The sequence below is a fragment of the Gluconobacter cerevisiae genome, from assembly GCF_015244675.1.
GTDB lineage: Bacteria > Pseudomonadota > Alphaproteobacteria > Acetobacterales > Acetobacteraceae > Gluconobacter > Gluconobacter cerevisiae.
Genome location: NZ_JABCQO010000016.1, coordinates 1 through 25,069, shown reverse-complemented (window position 1 = coordinate 25,069; position 25,069 = coordinate 1). Strand labels below are relative to the sequence as shown.

Annotated in this window: 26 protein-coding genes, 1 tRNA gene and 2 riboswitches; of the genes, 15 read left to right on the top strand and 12 right to left on the bottom strand. The window is 58.4% G+C overall.

Annotated features, from left to right (window positions below; genetic code table 11):
* Position 1 precedes the first annotated feature (1 nt).
* Positions 2–526, bottom strand: a complete 525-nt coding sequence (mlaD, locus tag HKD21_RS13210) for an outer membrane lipid asymmetry maintenance protein MlaD (RefSeq protein ID WP_194256094.1) — start codon at positions 524–526, stop codon at positions 2–4.
* Positions 527–723: 197 nt separating this feature from the next.
* Here mlaD and HKD21_RS13205 point away from each other — a divergent pair, with 197 nt between their 5' ends.
* The 9 genes from HKD21_RS13205 (at position 724) to HKD21_RS13165 (ending at position 10,232) form a co-directional block, all read left to right on the top strand.
* Positions 724–2,247, top strand: coding sequence for a TSCPD domain-containing protein (locus HKD21_RS13205; protein ID WP_194256093.1), 1,524 nt, complete (start codon positions 724–726; stop codon positions 2,245–2,247).
* Between the two features lie 143 nt (positions 2,248–2,390).
* Positions 2,391–2,759 carry an AtpZ/AtpI family protein gene (locus HKD21_RS13200; RefSeq protein WP_194256092.1) on the top strand — a complete coding sequence of 123 codons (369 nt, stop codon included), beginning with the start codon at positions 2,391–2,393 and terminating at the stop codon, positions 2,757–2,759.
* Positions 2,737–3,486: a F0F1 ATP synthase subunit A gene (locus tag HKD21_RS13195; RefSeq protein ID WP_194256104.1), complete on the top strand. Its 750-nt coding sequence runs from the start codon at positions 2,737–2,739 to the stop codon at positions 3,484–3,486. The genes HKD21_RS13200 and HKD21_RS13195 overlap by 23 nt, the downstream gene beginning before the upstream one ends.
* An 84-nt stretch (positions 3,487–3,570) precedes the next feature.
* A complete protein-coding gene (locus HKD21_RS13190; RefSeq protein WP_024717170.1) occupies positions 3,571–3,798 on the top strand; it encodes an ATP synthase subunit C family protein in 228 nt (75 codons plus the stop codon).
* A gap of 8 nt (positions 3,799–3,806) precedes the next feature.
* Positions 3,807–4,367: a F0F1 ATP synthase subunit B family protein gene (locus HKD21_RS13185; RefSeq protein ID WP_099287272.1), complete on the top strand. Its 561-nt coding sequence runs from the start codon at positions 3,807–3,809 to the stop codon at positions 4,365–4,367.
* Between the two features lie 10 nt (positions 4,368–4,377).
* Positions 4,378–4,878, top strand: coding sequence for a F0F1 ATP synthase subunit B family protein (locus HKD21_RS13180; RefSeq protein WP_194256103.1), 501 nt, complete (start codon positions 4,378–4,380; stop codon positions 4,876–4,878).
* A gap of 4 nt (positions 4,879–4,882) precedes the next feature.
* On the top strand, positions 4,883–5,650 hold the full coding sequence (locus HKD21_RS13175) for a glycosyltransferase family 2 protein (protein ID WP_194256091.1): 768 nt from the start codon (positions 4,883–4,885) through the stop codon (positions 5,648–5,650).
* A 73-nt stretch (positions 5,651–5,723) separates the two neighbouring features.
* The gene (locus HKD21_RS13170) at positions 5,724–7,376 is read left to right on the top strand and encodes an ArnT family glycosyltransferase (RefSeq protein WP_194256090.1); all 1,653 of its coding nucleotides are present in this window, start codon (positions 5,724–5,726) and stop codon (positions 7,374–7,376) included.
* A 219-nt stretch (positions 7,377–7,595) separates the two neighbouring features.
* Positions 7,596–10,232 carry a glycosyltransferase family 2 protein gene (locus HKD21_RS13165; RefSeq protein ID WP_194256089.1) on the top strand — a complete coding sequence of 879 codons (2,637 nt, stop codon included), beginning with the start codon at positions 7,596–7,598 and terminating at the stop codon, positions 10,230–10,232.
* 442 nt (positions 10,233–10,674) lie between these two features.
* Here the strand turns inward: HKD21_RS13165 and HKD21_RS13160 are convergent.
* A tRNA-Ala gene (locus HKD21_RS13160) sits at positions 10,675–10,750 on the bottom strand.
* Between the two features lie 142 nt (positions 10,751–10,892).
* On the opposite strand from HKD21_RS13160, the gene HKD21_RS13155 reads away from it, so the two are divergent.
* The gene (locus HKD21_RS13155; RefSeq protein WP_194256088.1) at positions 10,893–11,198 is read left to right on the top strand and encodes a YggT family protein; all 306 of its coding nucleotides are present in this window, start codon (positions 10,893–10,895) and stop codon (positions 11,196–11,198) included.
* A 6-nt stretch (positions 11,199–11,204) separates the two neighbouring features.
* Here the strand turns inward: HKD21_RS13155 and HKD21_RS13150 are convergent, their stop codons facing one another.
* The 3 genes from HKD21_RS13150 to HKD21_RS13140 are packed head-to-tail and all read right to left on the bottom strand — an operon-like array spanning position 11,205 to position 14,122.
* Positions 11,205–11,414 carry a hypothetical protein gene (locus tag HKD21_RS13150; protein WP_194256087.1) on the bottom strand — a complete coding sequence of 70 codons (210 nt, stop codon included), beginning with the start codon at positions 11,412–11,414 and terminating at the stop codon, positions 11,205–11,207.
* A 39-nt stretch (positions 11,415–11,453) separates the two neighbouring features.
* Positions 11,454–12,917, bottom strand: a complete 1,464-nt coding sequence (gene tldD / locus HKD21_RS13145) for a metalloprotease TldD (protein WP_194256086.1) — start codon at positions 12,915–12,917, stop codon at positions 11,454–11,456.
* Positions 12,918–12,958: 41 nt separating this feature from the next.
* Positions 12,959–14,122, bottom strand: a complete 1,164-nt coding sequence (locus HKD21_RS13140) for an aminotransferase (protein ID WP_194256085.1) — start codon at positions 14,120–14,122, stop codon at positions 12,959–12,961.
* A gap of 490 nt (positions 14,123–14,612) precedes the next feature.
* Between HKD21_RS13140 and glnA the strand changes: the two genes are divergently transcribed.
* Both glnA and HKD21_RS13130 read left to right on the top strand, forming a co-directional pair.
* Positions 14,613–15,995: a type I glutamate--ammonia ligase gene (gene glnA, locus HKD21_RS13135; RefSeq protein ID WP_194256102.1), complete on the top strand. Its 1,383-nt coding sequence runs from the start codon at positions 14,613–14,615 to the stop codon at positions 15,993–15,995.
* 83 nt (positions 15,996–16,078) lie between these two features.
* On the top strand, positions 16,079–16,708 hold the full coding sequence (locus HKD21_RS13130) for a trimeric intracellular cation channel family protein (RefSeq protein ID WP_194256084.1): 630 nt from the start codon (positions 16,079–16,081) through the stop codon (positions 16,706–16,708).
* Between the two features lie 24 nt (positions 16,709–16,732).
* Here HKD21_RS13130 and HKD21_RS13125 read toward each other — a convergent pair whose 3' ends face one another.
* The 5 genes from HKD21_RS13125 to gcvT form a co-directional block, all read right to left on the bottom strand.
* The gene (locus HKD21_RS13125) at positions 16,733–16,945 is read right to left on the bottom strand and encodes a heavy-metal-associated domain-containing protein (protein ID WP_194256083.1); all 213 of its coding nucleotides are present in this window, start codon (positions 16,943–16,945) and stop codon (positions 16,733–16,735) included.
* A gap of 89 nt (positions 16,946–17,034) precedes the next feature.
* Complete coding sequence (locus HKD21_RS13120) at positions 17,035–17,346, bottom strand: putative quinol monooxygenase (RefSeq protein WP_194256082.1); 312 nt, start codon at positions 17,344–17,346, stop codon at positions 17,035–17,037.
* A gap of 196 nt (positions 17,347–17,542) precedes the next feature.
* On the bottom strand, positions 17,543–20,398 hold the full coding sequence (gene gcvP, locus HKD21_RS13115) for an aminomethyl-transferring glycine dehydrogenase (protein WP_194256081.1): 2,856 nt from the start codon (positions 20,396–20,398) through the stop codon (positions 17,543–17,545).
* Positions 20,399–20,476: 78 nt separating this feature from the next.
* A complete protein-coding gene (gene gcvH, locus HKD21_RS13110; protein WP_194256080.1) occupies positions 20,477–20,836 on the bottom strand; it encodes a glycine cleavage system protein GcvH in 360 nt (119 codons plus the stop codon).
* 35 nt (positions 20,837–20,871) lie between these two features.
* Positions 20,872–22,017 carry a glycine cleavage system aminomethyltransferase GcvT gene (gene gcvT, locus HKD21_RS13105; protein ID WP_194256079.1) on the bottom strand — a complete coding sequence of 382 codons (1,146 nt, stop codon included), beginning with the start codon at positions 22,015–22,017 and terminating at the stop codon, positions 20,872–20,874.
* 81 nt (positions 22,018–22,098) lie between these two features.
* Positions 22,099–22,175: riboswitch (glycine riboswitch) on the bottom strand.
* A riboswitch (glycine riboswitch) is annotated at positions 22,176–22,265 on the bottom strand.
* 91 nt (positions 22,266–22,356) lie between these two features.
* On the opposite strand from gcvT, the gene HKD21_RS13100 reads away from it, so the two are divergent.
* The 3 genes from HKD21_RS13100 (at position 22,357) to HKD21_RS13090 (ending at position 23,473) form a co-directional block, all read left to right on the top strand.
* Positions 22,357–22,659, top strand: coding sequence for a putative quinol monooxygenase (locus HKD21_RS13100; RefSeq protein WP_194256078.1), 303 nt, complete (start codon positions 22,357–22,359; stop codon positions 22,657–22,659).
* A gap of 3 nt (positions 22,660–22,662) precedes the next feature.
* The gene (locus HKD21_RS13095; protein WP_194256077.1) at positions 22,663–22,944 is read left to right on the top strand and encodes a putative hemolysin; all 282 of its coding nucleotides are present in this window, start codon (positions 22,663–22,665) and stop codon (positions 22,942–22,944) included.
* A gap of 100 nt (positions 22,945–23,044) precedes the next feature.
* A complete protein-coding gene (locus tag HKD21_RS13090) occupies positions 23,045–23,473 on the top strand; it encodes a MarR family winged helix-turn-helix transcriptional regulator (RefSeq protein ID WP_228121484.1) in 429 nt (142 codons plus the stop codon).
* Between the two features lie 35 nt (positions 23,474–23,508).
* Here HKD21_RS13090 and speE read toward each other — a convergent pair whose 3' ends face one another.
* On the bottom strand, positions 23,509–24,381 hold the full coding sequence (gene speE, locus HKD21_RS13085) for a polyamine aminopropyltransferase (protein WP_194256075.1): 873 nt from the start codon (positions 24,379–24,381) through the stop codon (positions 23,509–23,511).
* A gap of 65 nt (positions 24,382–24,446) precedes the next feature.
* Complete coding sequence (speD, locus tag HKD21_RS13080) at positions 24,447–24,926, bottom strand: adenosylmethionine decarboxylase (protein ID WP_194256074.1); 480 nt, start codon at positions 24,924–24,926, stop codon at positions 24,447–24,449.
* Positions 24,927–25,069 lie beyond the last annotated feature (143 nt).

Below are 25,069 nucleotides of genomic sequence, written 5' to 3'. Positions count from 1 at the left end.
CTCAGGGCTCGTCCGACAGACTGCCCGCAGCCGGCTTGGACGCAGCGGCTTTCTGGCTCTTCTGCAAAGAATCCGTCACGGAGAAAATGAACTTGCTCAGAAGCTGTTCCAGACTGATGGAGCCCTGGGTTTCCGTCATGACACCGCCGGGCTTTACCAGCGAATCCGCCCCACCCGGAGACAGCGCGATATACTTGCCGCCCAACAGACTGTCAGACGTCACGATCGCAGCGGAATCCGTCGGCAGCTTCACATCGGGCGCCAGCGTAAACGTCACCTGCGCCTGAAACGTCTTCGGATCGACCGTGGCCCCCGTCACATGCCCCACGGTAATCCCCGCCAGACGCACATCGGACCCCACGTTCAATCCGTCGATCTGACTGAACGAGGCGTGAACCGGATAGCCTCCGTCGTTGCCCTGATGATGCCCGACCATCGCCGCCACCAGAAGTCCCGCAAGGCAGACAAGGACTGCGAACCCGGCCAGAAGCTCCAGCCGGTCATGGCGGACCGTAACAGCGGTCATGACAATACCCTCGTGAAAATCATCCTTCCTGCACTACCCGACTCCGCTTCCCGCGTCCAATCCCCCCGCAGAAATCGTCCCGATCGGGCGTGGGGAAAATGTTATCCCCCATATCCCCATGTTCCCACCCATTAGCACCCTTCCAGAGGCCCTTTTCCGGCTTACGGGCCAACCGGCGCAGGGCGTAGATTTACGTCATGACAGCTCGCCTTCACTGGACCGGCGTTCGTATGAGGACGCTTCAGGTCATGACCGACCCCGACGACAGCGCCATGCGCTCCGTCACCCTTCCCGCTGCCTGGGATGACGAGGCCGCGCAGGCCCTTGCGCGCATCACCCTGAACGGCGGGCCGGTCAGACTTGCCGCCGAAGCCGCGCGCTGGGTGGACACGATCGACGCGTGCCCGCCCCTGCCCGGCACCCCAGCAAACACGCCTGCTCCGGGGCGGAGCCTGTCCTATCTTCTTCTGATGCAGCAGATGGCGCCCAATACGGCGCTGTGGCAGTGCCAGCCGGACGAAGCGCCGGGTTTCACCATCCGTCTGTCCAGCTTCGTGCAGGATTCCGGATTCGCCACGGAACATTTCGTCGCCTGCCTGCGTCTGGCCTGTGACGCCCTGCGCCGCCTTCATGCCGCAACACGGATCGAACGCACCGGCGAGCTGCCTTTGTTCGATCTGCCCGCGAAACCGGAAGACGAAGCCGCAGGTTTCGTTCTGCTGACGGATCTGGACGCCTGCCTGGCGGCCCTCGGCCTCGACTACGACAGTGACGATGCCCGCAACGCGGCCCGCGCCCTGTCCGCACTCGCCACCACGGTAGCCCGCGCCGGGACGAAACTGCCGCCTCCCGCTATTCCGGAATCGCCGCTGGCAGACCTGCGTGCCGCAGCTTCTTCAGCTTACAATACGGAAGACGGTCGGCATTTCTGCCCAATCGAAACCGGATTTTCTTCTCCCGGCCCGACTGAGGGGCTTCTGGGTGTGGAAACCTGCGGCCTCGCCCCGGCCTTCTCCCCACTGCGCGAAGACGGGCATCTGCGCGCCTCGACGCTGGCCCGACTGGCCAGCAGGGGCCTGACACCCGAATCTGCACTCGCACTCGCACTGGCTGGCGAAACACCACTACCGCCTGTTCGTCCCGAAGCGCAGGGCGCCATGCATGCGGCTCTCAAAAACGCCGTGGATTTCCTGCCCGCCGTTCCCGAACCCGATCTCGCTGACCTTCAGGCCAGACTGGCCCGCGGCGTGCGTCGTCCACTCCCCATGCGCCAGACCGGCTTTACCCAGCGTGCCGCAGTGGGAGGACACAGCCTCTTCATGCGCACCAGCGAGTTCGAAGACGGAACGCTCGGCGAAATCAGCATCACCCCACCCCGCGAAAGTCCCATGGCCCGCGGCCTGATGGACTGTCTGGGACATGCCGTCAGCATTGGCCTGCAATACGGCGCTCCGCTGGAATCCTTCGTAGAACGATTCGCCTATACGCGCTTCGGCCCCGCAGGCACCGTGGAAGGCGATCCTTCCACAGCCTATGCGACCTCAATGCTGGATTATGCCTTCCGCACCCTGTCGGACGCCTATCTGGGTCAGCCCATGCCCGATGCCCCGCGTCTCGAACCCAGCTCGGAAGATGTCGCCCCCATGCTTCCCTTCGGTCGCAGTTCCGGCGAAAGCCCGGAATGGAAAGACCGTGGACGCCGCTTAAAGCTGGTCAGCTAGGACGAAATCGGGTTTCGATGGCTCCGGCGAGCAGAATACATTGACAGTCAACGGACTCGCCGGTAGCTAGCGCCTGCGCTGAGAAGGAATCCGGTTGAATGACCGGGTGAAAATGATGCGTACAGGGTAAGGGATCAGATCTCATGGGACACGCCCCTGCCGGTAACGACGGAAACTTCGACGAACGCCTCAAGCGCGCGCGTCAGAAGCTCGATCCCCGTTCAGGGGAATTCGCCGTAACCGACGCGGGCAATGATGACAGTTCCATGTCATCCCTTGGACTGGCGATCCGCGTGGGAACCGACCTTGTGGCCGGGCTCGCGGTCGGTGTAGCCATAGGCTACGCCTTGGGTCACTGGTTCGGGTACAGGGCTTTGTTCCTGTCCGTTTTCGCCCTGGCAGGATGTGGTGCCGGCATGTTGAATGTCTGGCGGGTTTTGAAGGATTCGGACATGGTGTCCGGACCGAAAGATGACGGGAGAAGCCAGCGTGGCAGCCGGATCGACGATTGACGCGCTCGGACAGTTCGAGCTCCATCCGGTTCTCGGACATCTGGGAGAAGCCCTGCGGTTCTCGCAGTCACCGCTGTTCATGCTGATCGCCGTCGCTGTCGTTCTCGTTTTTCTGTATGTCGGAATGCGTCCTGCCGCCGTTGTGCCGGGTCGCCTTCAGGCCGCTGCCGAGATCAGCTACGACTTCGTGCATGACCTCGCCGTCAGCACGATCGGCGAAAACGGCGCGACGTTCTTCCCGTTCGTCTTCGCAATCTTCTTCTTCATTCTGGCTGGCAACTATCTCGGTCTGCTGCCCTTCGCCTTCACCTACACCAGCCACATCGCCGTGACATTCGGTCTGGCCATCATGGTGTTCGTCATCTCGATCCTTGCTTCCATCCGTTTTCAGGGTGTTGGCTTCCTCAAGCACTTCCTGCCCGCTGGAACGCCTGTCTGGCTTGCTCCGCTGCTGGTGCCGATCGAGCTCATTTCTTTCCTTTCGCGTCCGGTCAGCCTGTCGATCCGACTTTTCGCCAACATGGTGGCGGGTCACGTGCTTCTGGAAGTGTTTGCCGGCTTCACGATCATGCTCGCCGGTCTGGGCGCATTCGGCCACGTTCTGGCCGTCGCTCCGATCGCGATCAACATCGCGCTGACGGCCCTCGAACTGCTGGTGGGTGTGTTGCAGGCCTATGTGTTCGCCATCCTCACCTGCATCTATCTGCGTGAGGCCGTCGCTCACTGAGCCACACCAGCTTCGCACTAACCCTTTTAATCGACCCAACTAAGGAACCTGACAATGGACGTTCAAGCCGCTCACGAATTCGGCATCAGCATCGCCCAGGCCGCCCGTGACCTCGGTGCCGGTATTGCCGTTTTCGCCCTCGCCGGCGTCGGCATGGGTCTCGGCAACATCTTCTCGACGCTGATCAGCTCGGTTGCCCGCAACCCGGCTTCGCGTCCGCATGTCTTCGGCATCGGCATGCTGGGCTTCGCGCTGACGGAAGCCGTCGCGCTGTTCGCCCTGCTGATCGCGTTCCTGATCCTGTTCGCCTGAGGTCGAACATGTACCGTACGCCACGCCTCTTCCTGTTCGCCGCTCCGCTTGCGGCCGTGCCGGGCCGTGCCGTGGCTGCGGGCATGCCACAGCTGAACTTTCACGATCCGCTGCTGATCGGACAGGTCGTCTGGGGAGCCGTAATTTTCGGCGGCTTCTATCTCGCCCTGAGCCGCTTCGCACTGCCGCGTGTCGAACGGGTCCTGACCAACCGTCGGACCCGCATCCAGAGCGATCTGGATGTTGCCCGCAAGGCTAAAGCCGAGGCCGACCGCGCCAGCGCGGAACTCCTCAGCGCCCGTCATGAAGCAGCCGAGCAGGCCCGCGCCCATGTGGAGCGGATCCAGAGCGAAGCCCGCGCCAGCGCGGATGCTCACGCTGCGGAAACGGCCAAGCGTCTCGAAGCCGAGATCGCAAACGCCGAGACCCGAATCACCCAGTCCCGTGAACAGGCCCTGTCCAGCCTGTCCGAGATCGCCACCAGCACCACACAGGATCTGGTTGCGCGTCTGATCGGCACGCAGGACGAACAGACTGTCGCCAGCGCCGTCAAACGCGTCAGCGCCTAAGGAGACGATGATGTTCCACGATCCCCGGTTCTGGACCGCCCTCGCCTTCGTCCTGTTCTTCGTCATTTTCGGACGCAAGCTCTGGATTGCCATCACAGGCCATCTGGACGCCCGCGCTGAAAGCGTCCGTCACGACCTCGACGAAGCAGCCCGCCTGCGTCGCGAAGCCGAGCAGATGCTGGAAGACGCCACCCGCGAGCGTGAAAAGACCCTGGCTGAAACACAGGCTATGCTTGCACGCTCCGAGGCCGAAGCCGCCGGTCTGGCAGAACGCGCCCGCAAGGATGCCGAAGCCGCCGCAGCCCGCTACGAGAAGATGGCGCAGGATCGGATTCACGCAGCCGAACGCTCGGCCATCCGTGAAATTCAGGATCGCGCCTCCCAGATCGCAGTCGCCGCAGCCCGCGACGTCGTGTCAACCCGCCTGACGGAAAGCCCCGACATCGCCTCCAGCCTGCTCGACCAGAGCATCAACAGCCTGCCGGAAGCCCTTCGGCGCTCCGCTGCCTGATCCGATGCCCACCTCCACGGTGCAAGGTTCCTTTCATGACGACGGACAGCCCACAAGGCTCTCCGTCGTCATGGCCGTTCTGAACGAAGCGGACAATATCCTCCCCGTCTGTCAGGAACTGGCCGAAACCTTCGGTGCCGACTCTTCAATAGAAATTCTGGCTATTGACGACGGCAGCACCGACTCCACCGTCAAAAAGCTTCTGGAAGCCCGGCAGACCCTTCTGCCCCGTCTCCGCATCATCAGCCACCCGAACCGTCTCGGAAAATCAGCGGCTCTCCGGACAGGCATCACCGCCGCAAATGGACAGTGGATCGCCACCATCGACGGCGACGGACAGGATGATCCTTCCGCCATCCTGAAAATGCTGGAACGCGCGATATCGACGCGGGGGGCCCAGCCTCTGGTGGTCGGCGTCCGCCGAAAACGCAACGACCGCCTGTCCCGTCGGATTGCCACGCGCCTTGCGAACGGACTGCGTCGCCGCCTCCTGAACGATGGCTGCCCGGACACGGGTGCCCCGCTCAAACTTTTCCCGCGCGATCTCTTTCTGAGAATTCCACAGTTCGAAGGCGTCCACCGCTTTCTTCCTGCCCTGCTAGGACATTACGGCGCACCGCTGATCTGCATCGAAGTCCAGCATCGCGCCCGACTGCACGGCAGCTCGAAATATACCAATTTCAACCGGGCTCTTGTGGGTATCCGTGACCTTTTGGGCGTCATGTGGCTCCAGAACCGCACGCACCTGCCCGATCACCTGACCGAACACTGAAACCGTCACCGGGTCCCGCTTCAGCGGTTCCCTGCCGCACGTCCGGCCTGACAGAACGGCGCAGAGAGTGCCCATGACCCTGAACCTCCGGCATTATGCTTTTCTGGGGCTGCTGGCCTTTCTGCTTGCCCTTCCCGGCCGCATGACACTTCCGCCTCTTGATCGGGACGAGCCGCGCTACATGGAAGCATCCGAACAGATGCTTCTTTCCCATAATTTCATCGACGTCCGCTTTCAGGATAAGCCGCGCTATCTGCAACCGGCCGGAATCTACTGGCTGGAAGCGGCTTCAACAGCTACCGCCGAAAAAATCTTCGGCCCCTCCGTTCTTCGCAAAACTTGGCCGTACCGAATTCCAAGCCTGTTCGCTGCAGCGACGATTGTACCGTTAACGGCCTGGATCGGCGCAACCCTGTTCGGAGGTCCCACCGGGCTGATGGCCGCTGGCCTGTTGATGGTCTCAACCCTGTTCGTCGCCGAAAGCCATATGGCGACCATCGACACCGTCCTGCTGCTCGACATCCTGTGCATTCAGGCTGCGCTTCTATGCGCCTTTACAGATCGACAGAAAAATCGTCCGACGCATCTTCGGGTCGCAATTGCCTACTGGCTCGCCCTGGGTGTGGGACTCATGCTCAAGGGGCCCGTCGTCCTCATTCCGGGATTCGGCACCCCCTTGGCCCTGTGGCTGATGGAGCGGGACCGGTCATGGTGGTCACGTCTTCGCCCGCGCTGGGGCTGGCTTATCATGCTTGCCGTGGTCGTTCCCTGGTGCATTGCCATTGAAGTCATAAGCGGCGGAGACTTCTTTGCCCGCGCTGTCGGACGCAACTTTCTTGGCAAGGTAGCGCATGGTCAAGAAGCCCACGGGCTACCCCCCGGCTTTCACCTGCTGGTCTTCGGACTCGCCTTCTGGCCCGGATCGCTTTTCGCCGCCCTAGCCATCCCGGCCGTCTGGAAAAACAGAAAACTGCCACAGGTCCGCTTCCTGCTGAGCTGGATTCTTCCTCACTGGCTGGTGTTCGAACTGATCGCCACCAAACTCCCCCACTACGTCCTGCCAACCTATCCGGCAATTGCCATCCTCACCGCAGCCAGCCTGATGATCTGGCCCATCCCCAAAAGCCCACGGTGGGCCAAAGCCCTGCTCGGTGCTTACGGCGTTTTATGGACGATCATCGGTCTCGCTTTCTGCTTCGCCGGCAGCATTGCGCTCTACAGTCTTGAGCACACAGTCTCTCTTTCAGCCCTGATCGCACTAGGAGGCGCACTGCCGCTGATGCTTGGGGCCGTTCTGATGCTTCTGAAACAGGAACGTCGACAGGCCGCCTTCTGCGCCATGGGAGCCGCCGTTATCGTTCACGCTGGTCTTTTTCTAGGCGTCATTCCCAATTTGCAGACCATCCGTCTCAGCCCCAGAATCGCAGACCTCTTCGAAAATGTTCAGCCATGCACGGACAGCGTCCTCGTATCAGCATCTTATTCTGAACCGAGCCTCGTTTTCCTTGCAGGACCCAACACCCAACTCATCGGCCCCGCCGAGGCAGCAGAATATTTGCATAATCATCCGCAATGCAGCCTGGCACTGATTGATCACAAAGACGAAGCCACCTTTGAACGGGCGCTGAATAAATACGGTCTCAATGCTGTGGAGTATGGCCGTCTTCAGGGCGTCAATTATTCAAACGGGCACCATCTCAATCTGGGACTTTTCGCACCTCGGTAACTTTATCCGTATCGAAAAACAGATAGGTGTTAAAAATATTTGAACTTTCCATACATGTTATGCGCTTCACGTAATGGAAACCTGTATCTGTTCCGGCTGTTAGATATTTTACTAATTCAAAATCTTCCCGGGAGAGTCTTTGAAAGAGATTAATTTTTATTCTATGCTTAAAATATTACATATGATTTAAAGCATTAGTGGTTCGTCAGGAGAAAATTAATGATTATATGCCAAATCGATGAATTTTCCGTTACTGGTATAAGAGGATGGGCAACAGACACTGAAAACCCATCAGAACCTGTATTTCTCCACGCTCTGGCTGATGGCCAGGAATTTCTCCAATTTAATTGTACCGATCTGCGTGAAGATGTTCATGCTTCCGGAATTCCATCAAAGAACACCGGCTTCCATATTCCAATGCCGCCCAGTCTTCTTGATGGTAAAAAACATAACATTACTTTTAAAAATCGCCTTAAACAGATTGAAATCTACTCCCAAAATCAAAAACTGGAACATATTTCCTTCTCTGGAAGGCTCCCTGTAGAAACACATTCTTTCGTAGATGGCCTGAAGCAGGGCGTCCTGAGTGGCTGGGTCGTCCGCGGTAATGCCGTCGAGGGCTGGAAGGGCAACCAGCAGATTCTCGTGACCTGCAACGGTCAGAAAATTGCTCAGCTTGAAGCCAACAGATATCGAGGCGACGTCGGAAAAGCCCTCTCCTGCGATCCATATTGCGGTTTTCAGTTTTCGCCGCCGGATCTGTATCGCAAACCCTACGAGCAGGAATTCCGTTTCTACATTCTTCCGGACATGACGGAAGTTGCCAACAGTCCCTGCCTGACCAGTTTTGTTACGGATGCAAACGAGTCCCTGATCATCGACGTGATCGATCAGATTGATGCGCTCCATGTTGAGCTGACCCGCCTGCGCCGCAAGGTTCGAGAAATTCTTCCGCAGCCCGGATTTACCATTGCTGATTACCATTCCTGGGCAACTGCCTACTTCCCGATTCTTCGGAAGTATGTTGATCGTACACGGGATAACGATCTGATTCTTGGTAATCCTTTGGTCAGTATTGTCTGCCCGGTATGGAATCCGAACCTCACGGATTTCACAGCCGCAATCGAAAGTGTTCGTGCCCAGACCTGGCAGAACTGGGAGCTCATTCTGGTCGATGACTGCAGCAAAAACCCTGAACTACGCGCCGTCATTGAAAATTTTGCCAAAACGGATGCTCGCATCAAGCCAATTTTCCAGAAAGAAAATGGCGGCATCAGCGTTGCTACAAATGCTGGTCTTGAAGCTGCACAGGGCGAATGGATCGCGTTTTTCGATCACGATGATCTTCTTGCAGACGTCGCTGTCGAATATATGCTCAGAGAAGCCACGAGAAGCCATGCTGATCTGATCTATTCAGACGAAGATAAAATTGACGCCAGTGGTTATTATCGGGAACCCGCGTTCAAGACTGACTGGAATTACAGACTTCTTTTAGGCGTTAATTACGTCTGCCACTTTGTCATGATTCGCCAGTCTGCCCTACAGAAAGTCGGTGGCCTGAATAAAGAATATGACGGCGCGCAGGATCATGATTTTCTGCTGCGGGCTTCCGAACACATTCCTGCAGAAAAAATCCATCACGTTCCCGAAATTCTGTATCACTGGCGTATCACTGCAAATTCGACAGCCTCAGACATTGGTAACAAGCGCTACGCTATCGATGCTGGCATCAATGCTGTGAACGACCATCTCGAGCGTCGCAACCTGCCAGCCCATGTCGATTCCCAAATGGGTATGACGCTTTATGCCGTGGATTGGCAGTTCAACCAGTCTCCGTCGGTCACAATCATCATTCCTTATAAAGATGAAATTCCAACAACGGCCCGATGCCTGGATGCAATCCAGAAATATACCCGTTATCCGAATTACAAAGTCATTCTGGTTAACAACTGGTCGATTACAAAAGAAGCAGAAGATTTTGCAAAGAGAGTCGACGGAATTCCTAATGTCGAAATTCTGACAGTCAAGGAGCCCTTCAACTACTCACGAATCAACAATTTTGCAGCAAAAGACGAGACATCTGACTTTCTTTTATTCCTGAACAACGACGTTTTTGTCGAACAGGAAAACTGGCTTGAAATTCTTGTCAATGAAGCTCTTGCAGATCCGCAAGTTGCAATCGTTGGTGGAAAATTCGTCTACCCCAATCAGACTGTTCAGCACGCTGGCGTCCTGCTTGGGATCGGAGATGTTGCTGGTCATGCCCATGTCGGCATCCCACGCAACGAGGGCGGCTATGCCGGTCGCGCTTACTTCCCGCAGGAAATTTCAGCTGTAACCGCAGCCGGAATGCTGATCCGTCGCCCGGCCTTCGAACTCGTGGGAGGCTTTGATGAAGAGCATCTCAAGGTGGCGTTTAACGATATCGATCTGTGCCTGAAGGTTCGCGACGCCGGCTACAAAGTGATTTGGACTCCTGATTTCTGTGCAGAACACCACGAAAGCCTGAGCCGAGGCAGTGATGATCGTCCTTCAACCGAACGTCGTTTCTTCCATGAAACACAGTTCATGATTGAAAAATGGGGCAAGACGCTTCGTACGGATCCATTTTACAACCCGCACTTCACCCTCGACCGACAGGTCTTTTTTGACCTGACCATCCCGGGAGTTGATGAAACGCGATATCCACCTCTCGAGTCGACCAGAAAAAAAATTCGTCCTCTCTGGGATACCGTGACACTTACAGCAGAGCAGAAGGCGCCTTCTGCTACAAAAAAACCTGTAGCTAAAAAAAGCCAGGCCAAAACCCGCGGGAAAAAGCCTTCAAACGAAACCGTAACGGACGCCGCTGAATAATAGAAAGATTTTGTAAAAAGCAGAATCTATTAAGTTCTCATCACATCCAGAACATAAACTGGCCCATCCGGGCCAGTTTATGTCTCCTCTAAATTGTCGTTACACAGATTTTCTAACGACATTACTGTTGCCTTTCGCTTCAGACAAAGCAGGTTGTCGACCCTGGATTTCGACAGATCATTTGCAATGCTATTTTTGGCTATAAACGGCATCAGCTTGCGATTTACTTCATGCCCCCAAGCAATCCAGACACCTTTCCTTCCCAGACACACGGCGTCCCTAACAGTAAAACCAGACTGCATGGGGAACACCATGATTCTGAAAACTCCGTTCCACCGCAGCCCCCGAAAACCCAATGTCAAACATGGGTTTTAATGTGGGGCAGGTCAGGAAAGAATAACTTTCAAAAATTGAATGTTCATCAGGGGAAATTCGGAAACCATGGTGGAGCTGAGGGGAATCGAACCCCTGACCTCCTCATTGCGAACGAGGCGCTCTCCCATCTGAGCTACAGCCCCACGGCAAAAAGATAGTTCTCCTCTTCCCACACGCTGTCAAGCAGACCTGAGCGCAGGATGTTGTTCTGTGCTATTGCTATCGCTACAAGCGTTCTCCGACCGGCCTTTCGGCTGCCCTGACCGACATTCGACGAGGTTTTACATGGTTGCCCTGCACGCCATTATTCTAATGCTGATCCAGGCTTTCGTATGGATTCTGCTGGCGTATTGCATTCTGTCGATGCTTCTCGGTTTCGGAGTTCTCGATATCCGCAACCGCTTTTTCTATTCTATTTTCAACGCCTTGGCCAAGATCGTCGAGCCTGTCATGGCGCCGATCCGCAGCATCCTGCCCAATACGGGTGGCGTGGATTTTGCACCCATGGTGGTCCTGCTGCTGATCCAGTTTCTGGTCTATCCCGCTGTAAACCGGATCTTCTTCATGCTCGCCACCCAGAGCAGCTTCTAAGCACCTTTATCTCAGAGCGCGCCACACCTCTTCCAGCGCCTCAATGAGACTATCAGCGGTTTCATGATGCAACATTCCGTCCGGACGCTGCATCATGACCGACCATTTCCCTTTCGACTGGCGCTCCATTTTGACATTCCAGTCCTCGGGAAGGCGAGAGAAAACCCGTTCCATCCGGGCTTCAGCCGTTAACGGCTTTGCGTAATTATGTCCCATCGCTGACTGCTTTCGTCTTTCAGTCCGAACTGTTCCGGATCAGCCCGTACCACCCACCGTCAAACCAGATATCTTCAGGGTCGGCTGACCAACACCTACCGGCACGCCCTGACCAGCCTTGCCGCAGGTTCCAATTCCCGGATCAAGCGCCACATCAGATCCGATCATGGAAATCTGGTTCATGGCATCCGCACCATTCCCGATCAGGGTCGCGCCCTTTACCGGGCGAATGATTTTCCCGTCTTCCACGAGATACGCTTCCGAAGCCGCAAACACGAATTTCCCCGACGTGATATCGACCTGCCCGCCACCAAAATTCACAGCATAGAGTCCCCGCTTGATCGAACGGATCATCTCGTCCGTCGTGGCACTCCCTTCGAGCATCAGCGTATTGGTCATGCGGGGCATCGGAGCATGAGCATAGGACTGACGGCGCCCGTTTCCGGTTGATTTCGTTCCCATCAGGCGCCCATTCAGGCGATCCTGAAGATAGCCGGTGAGAATCCCATCCTCGATCAGCACCGTCCGGGACGTCGGCGTGCCTTCGTCATCAACACTGAGCGATCCCCGACATTCAGGCAGCGTTCCGTCATCAACCACGGTCACGCCCGCAGAGGCCACACGCTTGCCGATCATTCCCGAAAAGGATGAGGTCCCCTTGCGGTTGAAATCCCCTTCCAGCCCGTGACCTACGGCTTCATGCAGCAGAATACCCGGCCAACCCGGCCCAAGCACCACATCCATCTCGCCCGCAGGAGCTGGCGCGGCATCCAGCGTAATCAGGGCCTGCTTCAACGCCTTGTCGACCGCGTCCCGCCATGTGTCCGGGGCCAGCAGACGGTCAAGCTCGTAACGCCCGCCCAGACCACAGCTTCCGCTCTCGCGTTGGCCATCTTTTTCCACGACGACCGACACGTTCATCCGCACCAGAGGCCGCAAATCCGCCACATCGCCCCCGGCATCTGCGCGGCGCATGATCTGCACCGCCTGCCATTCGGAACTCAGCACGGCACTCACCTGCACCACGCGGGAATCCAGCCCCCGCGCATAGGCGTCAATTTCACTCAGAACCGCAGCCCGGGCCGCAAAATCCGTTCCCTCAAGCGGCCGGGAGTCCCCATAAAGCTGCTGGTTCGTCGCCTGTGGCCCCGGCACCATGACGCCACTCCGCCCCTGCCGAACAGCACCGACCGTGCTGACAGCCCGTGCCAGAGCGTCGCGGCTGATATCGTCGGCATGGGCAAAAGCCGTCTCCGTTCCCAGAACAGCCCGCAAACCGAATCCTGAAGACGTGTTGAAACTGGCCGAACGGATCGTCCCGTCATCCAGACTGATGCTCTCGTTTTCCCGGTATTCCAGAAAAAGCTCACCGTCATCCACACCCTCAAGCCCCCGATCAACGAGCGCTTTGGCGTCATCACGAGTCAGCTTTGAATCAGGCCGCCCGAAAAACAGCGTATTGGTTGTCGCAAGAGCGCCCAGAGCATCAGCAGCAACAGACATGAAAAATCTCCAGACAGAAAACGAATGACAGAACCGAGCTTCTAAGAAAGGGCTTTTTCCAGCCGTTTCAAGGCTTCTCGCAGGATCTCCGGCTTTTTACAGAATGCGAACCGGACCAGATTCTGTGGGGGAGTATCCCCTTCAGGATCATAGAAAGCCGAAACCGGAATTGTCGCAACGCCCGCATGCTCAACCAACCAGCGCGCGAATTCCACATCGCTGCGCCCCTCTGCATGACGCGAGATATCCGCCACGATGAAATAGCTCCCATCGGCAGGCAATGTCTCAAAGCCCAAACGGTGCAGACCATCCCGCAACAAATCCCGCTGTGTTTCCATTTGGGACGACAGAGCCTGATAGTAACTCTCATCCTTGTTCAGCCCATAAGCCACGGCCCGCTGAAGGTTCGGAGCAGTCGCGAACACCAGAACCTGATGCGCCTTCGCCACCACCGACGCCAGCGCAGCCGGTGCAGTCACATAGCCGACTTTCCATCCCGTCAGGGAGAAACTCTTGCCCGCACTCCCGATCCGCATAGACCGCTCACGCATCCCCGGAAGGCTCATCAGCGGGATATGTTTCACGTGAAACGTCAGGTGCTCATAAACCTCATCGCAGATCGCATATGCATCATGCTCCCGCACCAGTTCCGCAATCAGCTCAAGCTCTTCACGAACAAAAACCTTCCCGGAAGGATTCATCGGCGAATTGAGCATGATCGCCTTTGTCTTCGGCCCAAACGCAGCCCGCAGTTCCGCTTCCGGCAGCGACCAGTGCGGTGGCTGAAGCCGCACACAGCGCGGAACGGCTCCCAGCAGCCTGAGTGCTGGCAAATAGGTGTCATAAAGCGGTTCGATCACCACCACCTCATCCCCCGGTTCCACCACCGCCATGAGGCACGCCGCCAGCGCTTCTGTAGCCCCGGACGTCACCACAACTTCCGTCGCTGGATCGACCTCCAGCCCATAGAAACGCCGGTTGGAAGACGCCACGGCCTCCCGCAACTCCGGTAGTCCCGTCAGAGGCGCATACTGGTTTCGTCCGTCCTGAAGCGCCTCGGCAGCCACCTGAATGATATCCTGCGGGCCCTCCGTATCCGGGAACCCCTGCCCAAGATTGATCGCCCCATGTTTTACGGCAAGCTGGGACATGATCGTGAAAATGGTCGTCGGAAGACCTGCAAGATACTGATTCGGAGTTTTCATTGATGAGGTCCAGAGCAGACGGAAAACACAAAGCCCCTCACCATTGCAGGCCAATGCGGGCCTGAAAAGCCTTTCAGTCCCGCATCCGTGTTTTCCGATGCATATCGCGCAACGATCTACAGGCTACCGCAAAATTCACGCAAATAACGTTCCACCAGCGGGGAAAGAAGATCGATGCTTTTTTCCATGCACGTTCCGAACCAGACGCGGAAAACTTTGATCAACTTCCGCAAGATTCTACCCTAAATCCGCAGAATAGCGTAATTTCCCATACTCGACAGACGGGCATTTGTCGCTTAATCGTTTTGCAGCCGTTTACACGATGCAAGGCGACAGATCGATGGCCAAGAAAGCCCCCACTTCCTCTACCGCGACACCGAAGGCCGCTCCGGCGCGCCGCCCCTCGAAGGCCGCAGCGCCCAAGGCTGCTCCGGCAGCGTCGGGCAAGCCGCCCGCTCCGAACCCGCTGGCCGTAGCCCGCGTCTTCGAGATGATCCAGGAGCACGCGGCGGAATTCGTCGATCTGCGCTTCACGGACCCCAAGGGCAAGTGGCACCACACGACCCAGACAGTCTCGACCATTGAAGACGACACCTTCGTTGAAGGTTTCATGTTCGACGGTTCGTCCATCCAGGGCTGGAAGGCCATCAACGAGTCCGACATGGTCCTGCTTCCGGACCCGGAAACGGCCGTCATGGACCCGTTCTCGGCCAAGCCGCAGCTGATCCTGTTCTGCGACATTATTGATCCGAAGACGGGCAATTTCTACAACCGCGACCCGCGCTCGACCGCCAAGCTCGCAGAAGCCTACCTTAAGGAAGCTGGTTTCGGTGACACGGCGTTCTTCGGTCCGGAAGCCGAGTTCTTCATCTTCGACAACGTGCAGTTCGGCACAGGCCCGAACTTCGGCATGTACCAGCTCGACAGCATCGAAGGCCCCGGCGCCTCCCTGAAGGCCTACCCGGAAGGCAACATGGGCCACCGCCCTGTCGTCAAGGGTGGCTACTTCCCGGTCCCGCCCGTGGACAGCGAACACGACCTGCGCGCCGAAATGCTTTCGACGATGGGCGAAATGGGCCTGCCGATCGAAAAGCATCACCACGAAGTCGCACAGTCGCAGCACGAGCTCGGCACGAAGTTCGACACGCTCGTGAAGTCCGCCGACTTCATGCAGATCTACAAGTATTGCGTGCACAACGTCGCCCATTCCTACGGCAAGACGGCCACGTTCATGCCGAAGCCGATTGCGGGCGACAACGGCTCGGGCATGCATGTCCACCAGTCCATCTGGAAGGACGGCAAGCCGACTTTCGCTGGTGACAAGTATGCAGACCTGTCCGAAGACGCGCTGTTCTACATCGGTGGCATCATCAAGCACGCGAAGGCCCTGAACGCCTTCACGAACCCGTCCACCAACTCCTACAAGCGCCTGATCCCGGGCTTCGAAGCTCCCGTGCTTCTGGCCTACTCCGCTGCGAACCGCTCGGCTTCGTGTCGTATTCCGCATGCGACCAACCCGAAGGCAAAGCGCGTCGAAGTCCGCTTCCCGGACCCGATGGCAAACCCGTATCTCGCTTTCGCAGCCATGCTGATGGCCGGTCTGGACGGCATCCGCAACAAAATCCATCCGGGCGATGCCATGGACAAGGATCTGTACGAACTGCCGAAGGAAGAGCTGTCCCAGATCCCAACGGTCTGTGGCTCGCTCCGTGAAGCACTCGAAGCCCTTAAGGAAGACCACGCATTCCTTCTCGAAGGCGGCGTCTTCACCAAGGACCAGATCGAAAGCTACATCGACATCAAGTGGCCGGAAGTCTACAAGTTCGAACACACGCCGCATCCGGCAGAGTTCGAGATGTACTACTCGGTCTAATCCGGGTCATAACATCCCGTCTATGGAAAGCCCGGCCTTCGCGCCGGGCTTTTCTGTTTTCAACACACTGACCAAGACGGCCGATGATCCATCCCTCCCCGCAGGCATTCTCCTCGTCCACCCTGCCTGTTCTCGACATCGCAGGCACAATCGTTTTTGCCATTTCGGGGGCCATAGAAGCGGCACGGGCGCGCCTGACCATCGTAACCTTCATGTTTTTTGCCGCCATCACAGGCGTCGGCGGCGGAACGGTGCGTGACCTGCTCATCGGTGCGCCCGTCTTCTGGATGCACACCTCCGTCCCAATTACAGCCTGCCTGCTTTCCGCCATTGCCGTCTGGTTGACACCAGCCCGTTTTTGGCCGGCCCGTGCAGTAGAATGGTTCGATGGTCTCGGAATCGCGGCTTATGGAGTCTTTGGATCTGCCAAAGCGCTGGCACACGGCATCCCTTTGATTCCCGCGGCTCTCATGGGAATTGTCAGCGCCTGCATGGGCGGAATTTTCCGGGATGTCCTGGCAGGTGTGCCATCCATCATCATCCGACCGGAGCTTTACGTAACGGCCGTCGCCCTGTCGTCCGGGACATATGTGTCCCTGACAGCGCTGGGCATGAACACGAGCCTCGCAGCCCTTATTGCCGTCGTGGCAGGGTTCAGCTTACGTGCCGTAGCCCTCATAAAGAGGCTCGGCCTGCCGCATTACAAACGATAGTCAGCAGGCCCGTTCAAACGCCTCTCAGGCTATGATGTCGAACCCGATATCTTCCACGACATGCTGCAATGCAACCGGCGTCACTTTCTGCTCATCGTACTGAATGGCCGCCTGTCCCGGATCAAGCGTCACCTGTGCGGACGACACACCCGGAACATTGGACAACGCGGACTGCAACTTGCCCGAACATCCGTTGCACGACATCCCGTCAACCTTGAACGTCACCATCGAAACCATAAAAGACTCTCCTGTCTTCAAGAGCTGCTCCGCAAAGCAGTCGATCCCCGAAATGGGGGCCTATTCCCACAGAAACAAAAACCGCTTCTTCAGACCGCGTCCGCAGCCTCGTCAAGCGGCTGAACCTTCATGATATCGATCTCCGCGCCCAGTTTTCCAAGGGCCTCACCCAGAGCCTTGAAATGCGGCGACGCCAGATGTGCTGCGAACGCAGCCTCAGAAGTCCAGACTTCAGTTGCCACAAACCGTCCGGCCTTTTCGGTGTCCCTGCTGATCACATACTGGCGGCAGGCTTCTTCCTTGCGTGAGGACACGATGCAGGCTGCAAAAGCATATTCTGCCGCTGCGACATGGTCCGCCGCGACCGTAATAACAGCCGTGATATGAACCGTCTGACTCATGGAGAAATTCCTCATCAACAATGGAACTACCCGAAAGCTCTTCTTCCTCAGACGGGCAGTGTTTCACGTGAAACCATACCTCACCCCTTTGTGAGAAAGAACCCATGCCGGGTATCACAATAAAAGAGCCCGAACAGCAAAAAGGCGCCTCCCAAAAGGAAGACGCCTTTTCTCAAACATCAGGCCGAAAACGCGTTTAGCCCTCCGCGTAGGTCGAAATATCCGGGCAGGAACAGACAAGGTTCCGGTCCCCCCAGGCATTGTCCAGACGCCCGACCGGCGACCAGTATTTCGACGTGTTCACACCACCGGGGAAGCATCCGGCCTCACGGCTGTAGGAGCGCTCCCAGACACCTGCGAGATCCGCCGTCGTATGCGGCGCAAAGCGCAGGGGGCTCTCTTCCATCCCAACATGCCCAGCTTCGACCTCAGCAATTTCCGCACGGATGGCGATCATCGCATCGCAGAAGCGATCCAGCTCGCCCTTGCCTTCGGATTCCGTCGGCTCGATCATGAACGTCCCGGCCACCGGGAAGCTGACCGTCGGTGCGTGGAAGCCATGATCGATCAGACGCTTGGCGATATCATCCACCGTCACGCCGACCGTATCCTTAAGCGGCCGCAGATCCACGATGCATTCATGCGCCGTAAAGCCATTCGTGCCGCGATACAGAACCGGATAATGCCCTTCCAGACGCGCCGCGATGTAGTTTGCATTCAGGATCGCCATCGTGGTCGCCTGACGTAAGCCCTCGTCGCCCATCATCATGATGTAAGCTGCGGAAATCGGCAGAATGGATGCCGACCCGAAAGGCGCAGCGGACACCGCAATGCCATGCTGCCCCGGCAGATACGGCGCGAGGTGCTTGCCCACACCGATCGGCCCCATGCCCGGACCACCACCGCCATGCGGAATGCAGAACGTCTTGTGCAGGTTGAAATGCGAGACATCCGCGCCGTACAGACCCGGCCGCGCCAGCCCAACCTGAGCATTGAGGTTCGCGCCATCCAGATAGACCTGCCCACCAGCTTCATGAACCAGCTCGCAGATCTCGACAATCCGCTCCTCGAACACGCCATGCGTGGACGGATACGTGATCATGATGGCCGCCACGCGCCCGTCATGCTGCGCGATCTTCGCCTTCAGATCCTCGACATCCACATTGCCGTTCTCATCGCAGGCCACGACGACAACCCGCATCCCGACCATCTGGGCCGAAGCCGGATTGGTCCCATGCGCCGAGGCCGGAATCAGGCAGACATCCCGGTTCTCATCCCCACGTGCGCGGTGATAGCCGCGGATCGCCAGAAGGCCGGCATATTCGCCCTGCGCGCCGGAATTCGGCTGAAGCGACACCGCGTCATACCCCGAAATCGCACAGAGCGTGCGCTCCAGATACGTGAACAGCTCGGCATAACCCTGAACCTGATCCGCAGGTGCAAACGGATGAATCCGCGCGAATTCCGGCCAGGTGATGGGGATCATCTCCGCCGTCGCATTGAGCTTCATGGTGCATGAGCCCAGCGGGATCATCGTGCGATCCAGCGCCAGATCCTTGTCCGCCAGCGCACGCATGTAGCGCAGCAAATCCGTCTCGGAACGATGGGCATGGAACACAGGATGCGTCAGCAGCGGCGCCGTCCGGGACAGGCCTTCCGGCAACGCATCCGTCACATCGAGCGCCTGCTCGACAGACACCAGATCCGCATCCTCACCTGCGAAGGACGCCCAGACTGCACGGATCGTTTCCGGCGTCGTGGTCTCGTCACAGGACACGCCAATCCGGCCATTCCCCGCATCGCGCAGATTGATGCCCGAAGCCACGGCCCGCGCCAGAACCTGTGGCGCAGCAGCACCCGCCTGAACGGTGATCGTGTCGAAGAACACCTCCGTCTCGACGCGCGCGCCCAGAGTCTTCAGCCCGGCGGACAGGATCGCCGCCATCCGGTGCGTGCGCGCGGCAATCGCCTTCAGCCCTTCCGGACCATGATACACCGCATACATGGATGCGATGATCGCCAGCAGCGCCTGCGCCGTGCAGATGTTGGATGTGGCCTTCTCGCGGCGGATATGCTGTTCGCGCGTTTGAAGCGCCAGACGATAGGCGGGCTTGCCCGCACTGTCGCGCGACACGCCAACCAGACGCCCCGGCATGTGTCGCTTGAACGCATCGCGCGTCGCCATGAACCCCGCATGTGGGCCACCAGCCCCCATCGGCACGCCATAACGCTGCATCGAGCCGATCGCGATATCCGCACCCAGCGCACCCGGGCTTTCCAGCACCACGAGCGCCAGCGGATCACAGGCCAGAGCCGCAATCGCGCCCTTTTCGTGCAGCGCCGCAATCACGCCGCGCAGATCCCGCACCTGCCCCGAAGAACCCGGATAGGACAGCAGCGCACCGAACACGGAGGACGCATCCAGATCCGTTTCCGGATCACCGACCACAACGTCCCAGCCCAGCGGCTCGGCCCGCGTGCGGATCACGGCAACCGTCTGCGGATGCGTGTCAGCATCCACGAAGAACGCCGTGGCTTTTGACTTACCCACACGCTGCGCCAGCGCCATGGCTTCCGCACAGGCCGTGCCCTCGTCCAGCAGGGACGCATTGGCAATATCCAGACCCGTCAGATCCGCCACCAGCGTCTGGAAATTCAGCAGCGCCTCAAGACGGCCCTGACTGATTTCGGGCTGATACGGCGTATAGGCCGTGTACCAGGCCGGATTTTCGAGAATGTTTCGCTGGATGACCGGCGGCAGAACCGTATCGTAATAACCCTGCCCGATCATGGACGTCAGAACCTGATTGCGCGACGCAATCTGCCGCAGACGCACAAGCGCATCCTGCTCGGTCAGGGCCGCGCCGATCCCGTGATCTCCGCGATCGAGAATGGCGGCCGGAATGGTCCGGTCAATCAGATCATCAAGGCTGGATGCCCCGACAACCCGCAGCATCTCTGCAATTTCGGAAGGGCGCGGGCCGATATGGCGGGAGCTGAAATCTTCGGTCTGGGCAGGCCACAAGGTCGTCACAGGCAGGTTCTCTGGCATTTCATGAAAAGCGGAGGCAAGAATTTGGGGCAGGCTGAAAGAAAAAACGGGGCCTGCCAGCGCAGACCCCTCAAGCCCTCAGAGGCTCTTGTACTGTTCGGCCGTCAGCAGGCCTTTGAGATCATCCGGGTTGGAAACCGTCATGCGGAAGATCCAGCCCTCGCCTTCCGCATCGCGGCCCACCAGCGTCGGATCATCGGACAGCGCTTCGTTGAAGCCAGCCAACGTGCCCGCAACCGGTGCATAGATGTCGGACGCTGCCTTCACGGACTCAACAACCGCAGCCGCATCACCGGCGGCAACTTCCGTGCCCTCGTCCTTGGCTTCAACGAACACCAGCTCGCCAAGCTCTTCAGAGGCATGCGTCGTGATGCCGACGGTAGCCTGCTCGCCATCGATGCGGATCCATTCATGGGACTTCGTGTAATAGGTCGTCATTGCTGTTTTTCCTGATCTGAAAGTCTACTGTAAGTTCAGCGCTTGAAACCGGGTGCCACGAAGGGCATCGCCCGCACATGCAGCGGCACATACTTGCCCCGCAGTTCCGCAAAGACGGGTGTGTCCAGCGCCGCATGATCTGACGCGACATAGCCCATCGCAACAGGAGCCTTCACGCTCGGGCCAAACGCCCCGGACGTAACCACCCCGATTTCCTTCTGCCCCTCGGCATCGGCAAAGAGTTTCGCCCCCGCCCGCACCGGAGCCCGACCTTCCGCCAGCAGACCCACGCGCTTGCGCGACACGCCATCGCGCGTCTGCTTCAGCACGACCTCAGCACCCGGATAGCCACCCTCGCGGGAACCACCCTCACGACGCGCCTTCTGGATCGCCCAGCCCAGCGAGGCTTCAACCGGCGTGGTCGTGACGTCAATGTCATTCCCATACAGGCACAGCCCGGCCTCCAGACGCAGCGAGTCCCGAGCACCCAAGCCAATCGGCAACACATCCGGCTGCGCCAGAATCGTACGCGCGACTTTTTCAGAATCCGCGCCTGCACAGCCGATCTCGAACCCGTCCTCGCCCGTATAGCCGGACCGCGACACCGTCACCTTCACGGGCCCAGTCGCAGTGGCCAGCTCGGTCTCGATCACATCCATGAAGCGCATGTCCTTCACGGCCGGGCAAAGCGGCGCCAGAGCCGCTTCCGCAGCCGGGCCCTGAAGCGCCATAAGACCGCGATCAAACTGGCGCGTCACCACACACCGATCAGACAGCGCCTTCTCGATCCGATCCGCGTCCTGAACCTTGCACCCGGCATTCACGACCACCAGCAGATCATGGCCCATATTGGCGACCATCAGATCGTCCAGAATGCCACCGTCCTCGTTGGTCAGCAGTCCATAACGCTGACGCCCGGCGGCAAGTCCGACATAATCGGCAGGGACCAGCGTCTCCAGAGCCGCAGCAGCGTCCTTCACGTCGCCGCTTTTCGCGGCAATACGGATCTGCCCCATATGGGACACGTCAAACAGACCGGCCTTCTCGCGCGTATGCAGATGTTCCGCCATCAGCCCCGCAGGGAACTGGATCGGCATCTCGAAGCCTGCAAACGGCACCATCTTCGCGCCAAGTTCCAGATTCAGATCGTAAAGGGGAGTACGCTGGAGGGAATCGCTCATACGAAAAAGCCCGGCCCATTCTATCTCAAGACGTGAAGATGCAGACGCCCCCGGCATTCCGCAGAACGCGGCCGGAAAAACGTCGCCCCTTCTGTCCTTTCGCCTGAGATCGCTATCCCGTCGGCGGATGCGTCACGCGCACCTCTCTCCAGAATGTCCTGACCGCCTCGGTCCTTTGGCCTGAGAGTTTCCGGGGCGGTTGCTCCTTCGGCGCCAGCCTTGCGGCTGATCTCTCCCGTGTCGATCAATTCAATCCTGCCAGTTTCCGAAAAACTCCGCAATCGTTACGATCGCTCCCGCGTTGTGTCCCGAGACCTTAAATGCACAAAGGAGAACTCCATGGCTGGCGAACTAACGGTCATTGCCGAATTCGAGACCACACCGGCAACCTATGACAAATTTCTCAAAGCCTGCGCCTATGACAGCGAACGCTCCATCGCCGACGAATCCGGCTGCCACAGCTTCACGGTCCTCTCCCCCGAAACGGAAGCCGACACCGTCATTCTGGTGGAAGTCTATACCGACCGCGCGGCTTTCGAAGAGCACCTCAGGACCCCGCATTTCGAGGTCTTCGCAAACGCTGTAAAAGAACTGGACATCAAGGAACGCAGCGTCCGCTTCCTGAAGAAAAGGGCTCCCTGAACAATGCAGCTTTCAAGCACGAAACGCCTCCTCGCCATCACCCTCCTGTGCGGCACGGTGTCTGCCTGCGCGTCCCATCCGCAGCATAATCCGCGCACCCGCCTGATCGGCATCCCCAACCCCGCCAGCGTCTATTGCACGCAGCAGGGCGGCCGACACGGCGATGTCCGGACGCCAGGCGGCGAAACCGGCACCTGCACCTTTCCCCCCAACCAGATCTGCGACGAATGGACGCTTTACCGCGAACACCGCTGCGTCGCGCCTCTGGCCAAGATGACGCCCTGATTTTTCAGCCCGGTGAGGCCCCGCAAGGGCCAGCCGGGTTTTTCATTTTCCGAATACATAACATGTTATGTATTTCATCCACATGATCCCCGGAATCCGCATGACCGCCCCGTCGCCCCTGAGCGCCCTGACCACACGCACCACCAGACTCTTTACGCACTTGCTGGAACGCGACCTCAAGAAATCAGGCCTCCGGATCGGTCAGCTCCCCGTGTTGCAGGCCCTGCAGGACGGAAAAGCACTCAATCAGAAAGCCCTCGCGGATTTTGCGGATATCGAACAACCGGGTATGACGACACTTCTCGCCCGAATGGAGCGCGACGGCCTGATCCAGCGCAAGCCAGACCCCACAGACCGTCGCAGCACACAGGTCACACTAACACCGGACGGCCAGCGGAAAAGCTGGAATATTGTTCCAATAATGGAACATTTAACAGACGCAGCACTCAAGGGGTTTACACCCCTTGAACGCGATATTCTCGTAACACTTCTGGAACGGATCAACAACAGCCTGAAAGAGCAGCTGTAACCGCCCGCCCCTTCATCGAAGGAGCAGGCGCGAGATCATTTTCCGGTCTTCGGAAGATGCTCGGCAATATAGGGCGGCAGATTGAACGACCCAACATGGATCTCCGGCGTCCAATAGCGCGTCGTTCCCACAATCTTCGCAGCGTCTGCACGGGCGCGGATCTGCTCCACCGTCTGCGTGTTCGGCGCCTGCCCCTTGGAGGCCACACCCAGCGTCATGAACCCGCCAACATAGGTCGGAACAGCCGCCACATACGCACCCACATGCGGGAAGAACTTCGCACGGCGCAGGCTCGTCTCATGCAGTTCATCCGCCTGCATGAACGGCACGCCGCACTGGTTCACGATCAGCCCTTCGTCCGAAAGAATGCGCGCGCAGTTGCTGTAGAACTCGTCCGTGAACAACACTTCGCCCACACCGATCGGATCGGTGCTGTCGACGATGATCACGTCAAACGACCCATCAGCCGCTTTCGCCACATAGTCGATGCCGTCGCCGACAATGACCTCGGCCCGCGGGTCATTCCAGGCATCCCCGGCAATGTTCGGCAGATACTGCTTGGACAGCTCGATCACCGCACCGTCGATCTCGACCATGACAGCCTTCTCGACCGTCTCATGCTGCAACACGCGACGCAGAACGCCACCGTCACCCGCACCGATGATCAGAACGCGCTTTGCACAGGGATGCGCCAGTAGCGGCACATGCGTCAGCATTTCCTGATAGACGAACTCGTCACGCTCGGTGATCTGGATGACGCCGTCGAGAACCAGCACGCGACCGTGGCTGGAGCTTTCGAACACCACCACATCCTGAAAATCGGATTTTACCCGTGCGAGCTCACGCGTAACGAGAAAGCGCTGTCCCCAGTCCGGGTACAGTGTCTCGTTGAGCCATGTTTCAGCCATGGATCATCGTTTCCTTGTCGGAGTATATTGAAAAAGGGCCGGTTTGACCCGGCCCTTTCATCAGTTCAGGCAGCCTTGACGGCCTTGTCCTGCACGCGGCCGCGCCGCACGGCGTCGACCTCGATCCGGCCGGCCTGGAACAGGCGCTGCATTACCGGAATCGACAGGTTCGGATCACATGCGCCGCACATGAACACGTCCACAGCGGCGTAATTCCGTTCCGGCCACGTATGGATCGAGATATGGCTTTCCGCCAGCACGATCACACCCGACACGCCGCCATTGGGCGTGAAGTGATGAAAATGGCTGTGCAGAATCGTCGCGCCAGCCGCAACCGCAGCTTCGCACAGCGTTTCATCGATCCGCATCGGATCATCGAGATTCCGGGCGTCCCAGAAATCGATCAGCAGGTGATTGCCAGCAAACCGCTCGCCATCACGCTCAATGAAGTAATCCTTGCGCTCATCTTCGACGAAGTGAGCAGCGCTGTTCTGGATATCTCTCGGGAGTTCCGATACCATCCCCAGTTGAGCAAGTGCGTTCATCACGTACCCCCAAACCAGTAGACAGCCTGTTGGGGGCTCTGTTGCACAATTCGGTCTATTGGCGTGACGAGGCCGCTATAGAGTTTTCCATTACGCGACCGCGTGTGTGAGAGGGATTCCGAGCGCTGTGAAGCGATTGAGGA